The 6,203-nt window shown below is 58.3% G+C and carries 3 protein-coding genes and 1 pseudogene; 2 read left to right on the forward strand and 2 right to left on the reverse strand.

Annotation, left to right across the window (positions count from 1 at the left end; genetic code table 11):
* Together IRZ31_RS19520 and IRZ31_RS19525 are read right to left on the reverse strand one after the other, a co-directional pair.
* Positions 1-956, reverse strand: a pseudogene (locus IRZ31_RS19520) (hypothetical protein); the annotation flags it as partial.
* An 88-nt stretch (positions 957-1,044) separates the two neighbouring features.
* On the reverse strand, positions 1,045-2,058 hold the full coding sequence (locus tag IRZ31_RS19525; RefSeq protein ID WP_297156849.1) for an alpha/beta fold hydrolase: 1,014 nt from the start codon (positions 2,056-2,058) through the stop codon (positions 1,045-1,047).
* Between the two features lie 210 nt (positions 2,059-2,268).
* On the opposite strand from IRZ31_RS19525, the gene IRZ31_RS19530 reads away from it, so the two are divergent.
* Positions 2,269-3,519, forward strand: a complete 1,251-nt coding sequence (locus IRZ31_RS19530) for a cystathionine gamma-synthase (protein WP_297156851.1) — start codon at positions 2,269-2,271, stop codon at positions 3,517-3,519.
* 514 nt (positions 3,520-4,033) lie between these two features.
* Complete coding sequence (locus IRZ31_RS19535; protein ID WP_297156854.1) at positions 4,034-5,476, forward strand: L,D-transpeptidase family protein; 1,443 nt, start codon at positions 4,034-4,036, stop codon at positions 5,474-5,476.
* Positions 5,477-6,203 lie beyond the last annotated feature (727 nt).

Here is a 6,203-nt window from a genome sequence, read left to right on the forward strand (position 1 = left end):
GTGGGATAGGGGACCTGCCCCTCGTTGGGCGAATAGAGAAGGAAGCGATCAGAAGGCGAGAGGAGCAGCGGCCCTTGCTGCGGATCTTCGTCAAGAATCTCCTGCGGCTGTTGCTGCTCCTGCCCGGCTGTGGTGGTAATCGGAAGCACCCAGAGGCCATTTTGAATCGCCTCATGACTGCCACGGCTGTCCGTGAGCAAGAGATAGGCAAGCACCTGCTTGCTGCTGGACGGGAGCACAGCAAAAACGCGGAAACAGGGACAGTCGGCGGTCGATTGCTGATAGACGAGGTGGGTGCTGGCCAGCGGTCCGGCGTAAATCTTGATGGTGCCCCGTCCATTGGAGGGTTCACTACTCCAGGCAAGCCAGTGCCCGTCATTGCTGAGAGCCATCGAGGTCACAACCTCGTCGGCGTCGATGGTAGCGATTTGTGTGGCCTGACCGCTAAAGATGTCGAGCAGCCAGAGGCCATCACCGCTATAGAGCAGCTGCCCAGAGGGCGTGAGCATAGGCCGCACCGCCTGGTTGTAAATGTAGCCGGGCGCATTGAGGACCTGCGGCTGACCGCCCAAAGGCGCCAGGAAGAGATTCCCTTGCTGGCTATTGGGGTTCTGACTATTTTTGGGATTTTTGGGAAAATCAGGATTATATGGTTGCTCATAGAGCAAATAGCGACCTTCTGGCAATTGGAGTACGGCGTTAGACACACTGTTGTTGGGCCAGAAAATCGGTGGGTTGGGCGTTGGCGTTGCTGAGGGATTGGGAGTTGGGGTCGGCGTCAATACAATTGGAGAAGCAACACGGGTTTCAAGAGCGCTCACAGTCGCCGTCGCCGAGCGTGCAGCTGCTTGCTGAGCCTGGGGAGTCAGACCATAGATGAGCAGGCCATTGAAGCAGGCCAGGAGCAGCCCGATCAGGCTCAGCATGGCCAGCATGCCAATTCTCGATAGGTGCATATAGCGGCTCTGCGACCCGGGAGCAGAGCCAGCTGGAGCACGCGGTGGATCACTCACCTGATGAGCCAATGCTAGTTGTCGCCTCACATCATGGCTTCAATTTCTTCGCCGTCTGAGTATACACGAGAGCAGCCCAGGATGTGAAGCATTGGGCGAACTGGGCCGCGCGCATACTCGTGAGCTGCCACTGCTGCTGACACCAGCGCCAGCAGCGCGTCTGTAGCCCTGGCACTGGAGGAGGCTCAAACGGGGTGCCAGCTTGCTGCCAGGCTCGTTGATGGTTCTCGCCCTGGATAACCACCCCGCGCCTGTGCGCTTGCTCAGAGAGAAAGGCAGCTGTCTTCTCAAAAACCTCCTCGCGGTCGTAGTCCTTGGTAATCAGGTGGTAGGAGTGATGAAAGGTGATCAGATATTTTTCGTGCGAGCTGATCTGACGATAGATGGCCTGGCCGTCACGTGGGGGAACGACGTGATCATGGCGCGCGACCATGATGAGAGCCGGCGCGGTCACCGCAGGCAGAGCCTGCCGTAGATGGGGGAGAAACTCCAACAGATTCTCGATGGCTGCCAGCACACGCCACTGATGGCTCTGCCTGGCGCGCTGACGACTGTAGGCATAGCGCGCCGCCGGATCACGAATGTCTTCCCAGGCCCAGCGGATGCGGGGCATCAGCCGGCGTGCCAGCCGAATGAAGGGCAGGGTCCAGGAATAGAGGTGAAGGGGCGCACACATAGCCACGACACCATCCACCGCCTCCTGGGCGGCCACATAGAGCACCAAGGCCCCGCCTAGCGAATGTCCTACCAGAAATACCGTGGCACAACGCTCTTTGAGCGCCTGCAGCTCCGAACGCACCGCCTCCACCCAGTCTCTCCAGCTCACCTCGACCAGGCGCGTGACATCTTCTTCTCCATGCCCGGGCAGGAGCAAATTCACTACCTGCAAACCCCGCGCGCGTAAATAGATTTCCAGCTCCTGCATATCATCCCGGCTGCCATTGAGGCCATGCACTAGCACGACTCCCGCCTCTTCTTTGCGCCGCGTCGCCTCAGTTGCTTTTTCTTCGGGCAAGTCAGCGCTGGTTGAGAACAGGAACGCCATCAGAGAGACCTCCTTACTATTGCCTGAGCATGTCGTGCAACATTCGCGGGAGCGGACCGTAGCGAATTGTGCAGAGCGCAGCCTCAGACCAGCTCTACTAGTGGAAAGAGTTCGGCTTGACAGGTAGGAATGCACACCACAGGCTGGCCTAAGTCCGCTTCCTTTCTCTGCCTCTTGTTGTATGGTAACGCGCCAGGACCACACAGGTCAATGGCTGCTCTGGTAGAGAAGGGCTGGTCAAGTCATGGGAGGAGAGAGTACCATGATGAACAATCCTCGAACCCTCTGAGGGGGGCAACTATAAGCACAAGGAGCACTACGATGAAGTTTGCAACACGGGCTATCCACGCCGGCCAGGAGCCTGATCCCTCCACCGGCGCGATTATGCCACCGATCTTTCAGACCTCGACCTATGCTCAGCAGGGACTGGGTGGCCATAAAGGCTTTGAGTATTCGCGTACTGGTAATCCAACAAGGCAGGCGCTGGAGACCTGCCTGGCAGCCCTGGAAGAAGGAAGCTACGGCCTGGCTTTCGCCTCGGGCATGGCCGCAGAGAGCGCTGTCCTGAGCCTGCTGAGCGCAGGCGACCACCTGATCGCCTGCGATGATCTCTATGGCGGCACCTATCGCCTCTTCGAACGGATCTTACGCCGCTATCAGATTAGCTGCGATTACGTGCCTCTGGGAAGCGCTCCTGAGAGCTACGCCCACCTCATTCGCCCAACGACGCGGCTGATCTGGCTGGAGAGTCCCACTAATCCCTTGCTGCGGCTGGTCGATATTGCTGCCGTGGCCGAGGTGGCCCACGCCCACGGCTTGCTCCTGGTCGTTGACAATACCTTTGCCACGCCTTACTTGCAGCAGCCGCTGAAGCTGGGGGCCGATATTGTGGTCCACAGCACCACGAAATACCTCAATGGGCACAGCGACGTCATCGGTGGAGCAGTGATCACCAGCAACGAAGAGGTCTATCAGCAGATCAAATTCTATCAGAACGCCGCCGGCGGCGTTCCTTCGCCGTTCGACTGCTGGCTGACTCTGCGCGGACTGAAAACCCTGGCCGTGCGCATGCAGCAGCACCAGGCGAATGCCCTGCGCCTCGCCCACTTTCTGATAGAGCATCCGCGCGTTGAGCGTGTCTACTATCCCGGACTGAATCAACACCCCGACTACGCCCTGGCTCAGCGCCAGATGCGCGGTCCCGGCGGCATGGTCTCCTTCCAACTCAGAGGAACGCGCGAGGACGTCGATCGCCTGGTGCGCCGCTTCCAGGTGTTCACGCTGGCTGAAAGCCTGGGAGGCATCGAGTCCCTGGTCTGCCACCCCGCCAGCATGACTCACGGCTCCATTCCTCGCGAGGTGCGAGAGGCACGCGGCATCACCGATACGCTGCTTCGCCTCTCGGTCGGCATCGAGGACAGCGACGATCTGCTCGCCGATCTGGAACAGGCCCTGGCCTGAAAAGACCTCTCCCGCCAGTCTAGTAAAGTTAAAGTAAAGACTATCTGAAAACGACAAAGGAATCCACGGGGGAAGGCGAGCCATCCAGGCAGGTGCTTTGCTCGGACTCTACCCGATCGCTCCCTGGTCTCGCCCTTTCTCCCCTGTTACTTTTTGGGAGAGTGAGCCATCGAGGAGCGAAAAAGCGTTATCTTTAGGTAAGGAAAAGATCTATTCCTATCCATTGATCCTTTTCTCTTCCTAAAAAGCAGGAGGCTGCTCTGAAATGAAGCCCTCAGAGAGGAAAGCGCGGCAGCGCTTCTGGCAAAGCTCGATTTTGCTTAGTCTTTTTCTTTTTCTTTCTCTTCTTACACTAAATGCATGTACTGGGAATCTTCCGCAGCAGCAAGCAGCAAGCCAGGCCAAGGCTGAGCTGGACAGCCTTATTGCGCAGGCGCGCAGCGCGGGCGTTCCTCAGACATTGCTCAGTCCTATCCAGGATCAGGAGACGCAGCTGAGCAGTAGCCGGGCCCCCGTGAGCTTTTTTAGCGATCAGCCCCTGGTCCAATACTATGAAAACCTCACTCAGCGTTATCAGCAGCTCTGCACTCAGGTGGAGGGATTAACTGCTCAAGTCACCGACGAATCTGACTATCAGGCCTGGCAGGATCTGCAGGACTACGCCAGCGTGCTATCCGAGCGCCAGGCTCAGGGTTTCGCCGAGGCCCAGCCTTTCCAGAACCGCCTGACGAAGCTGCAGACGTCCTTTAGTCGGGCCAAACTGCCACGAGACTACCAGCAGATTAGCAACCAGGCCCGCCAGGATACTCAGGCGCTGCGTCTGATGGCGACCGCCTCCAGCCAAATGCAAGCTCTTGATCAGGTGATTGCCCAGCTGCAGGCTTCGCACCTGGATACGACCCCTCTCAAGCAGTTGCGCCAGGCCGATCAGCAGCGCTTTCAAACGGCCCAGACCCCTGCGGACTTCCAGGGGCTGATCAACACGATCAACGCCCAGTTCACCCAGGCCGTGGTCCTGTCCACGCAGGCCATCCCCTACGTTGGCGCGGCCAAGTTGAAGCAGTTTAGCGACTATATCACTCAGGCTCAGCAGTACGGCCAGGATGTGAGCACCTTCCAGCAGCGGCTGACTGCCGATCAGCACGCGCTTGATCAGGCCCAGAGCATCGGCGATTATTTGCAGGTCTCTTCGCAGATCGATAACGATATCGCCGCCATCCAGCTCACTGTCTACCGTGGCAAGGCCAACTATCTGCTCCAGCAGTTCCATACGGAGGTCAAAAATTGGGGCGCCACGCATAAGTACCACGGTTACGAGCTGGATTTCGAATATATGGATCAGGGAATCGGCTCGGATGCCGATTATCTGGTGCAGACCGCTCAGTCCATCGATGACTACCAGGCGGCCATTGATTTCATCAATCGCAGCATGACGCTGCTGCAGGCAATGGAGGCCGATTACAGCGATCAGACGCCCTACAACCAGGCGCATAACACCGATCTGCAGGTGATGGAGCGCTATGGCTTTATGCAGGGCGAGGTCATGGTGGTTTCACTGGTGGAACAGGTGCTGCGTCTCTACAATAATGGGCAGCTCGTGCGCGCCTTCTACGTGACCACTGGGCAGTATATGCGGCCCTCGCCACCAGGGATCTATCATATCTTCGATCGGGAGTCACCAACTATCTTTAAGTCGAGTGAGCCGAAAGGCTCGGCCTTCTGGTATCCCGACACCAAGATTAACTATGCAATGGCCTACCGCCAGGACGGCTACTTTATCCACGATAGCTGGTGGCGCGCCGACTATGGGCCAGGCACGGAGTTCCCGCATTACGATAGCGGCGGCGATGAGGAGTTCGCCGGCAATGGTAGCCACGGCTGCATTAATATGCAGGAGGACCAGGCTGGCTGGCTCTATAACCATACGACCTACGGGACACCGCTGATCATCTACTAGCCGCTCTGTTAGATTCTGTCTTATTACAGACGCAACCACCTCGATCCCTCTTCCGACGAGAGCAAGGGAGGTCCGGTCAGATCTCCCTTGCTCTGCTTTCTTGCTTTGCCCGCCCGGCCTCTTGATTGAGCTTCACCCTACGCGGCGCCGACGCCAGGTAGCATGCGGACAGGAGCAGGCTGATAAGGGACAAAGAGCGTTTGACAACCGGCGCCGGCTATGTTACAATCCTTGAGCACTCACCCTATCCGGCGCCCAATGCGCCGGTCTTATCTTGCTTGCACGAATCAGGCAATCAAGTTAGTAGCCAGCCAGTTGATCCATAGACAGCAAGCAGACACCAGAGAGGCGCCGCCTGGCAAGGAGCGCAACACGGCATAAGACCACCAACCAGGCCAAGCTGGCAAAGGCTCGACCTCCATCGAGCCAGTTGGCCAGGTCGCTGGCGCCTCAACGGGGCGGCTGCGCTGTGACGTGATGCAACGAGACGCGACGCGACGCGACGCACCGCCCGCGCTGGACCCCACCGCCGAGGAGCACTCTTCAGGGAGAGCCGAGAGCCAGGCTATAACGGGCGGCGAGCTGCTACGGTCAGCAATAAGACCCTCGTCGTGTGAGTGAAAGGCGTCAACGAGTAGCTGTCGTGTGATTATCGCTAAGGAAGCGGGGAGGTTCGATAAGCTTCTATGCCCAACACGAAGTCAGCGGAGAAACGCCTGCGTCAGGA

Source organism: Thermogemmatispora sp., from assembly GCF_019683635.1.
In the GTDB taxonomy this organism is placed as follows: domain Bacteria; phylum Chloroflexota; class Ktedonobacteria; order Ktedonobacterales; family Ktedonobacteraceae; genus Thermogemmatispora.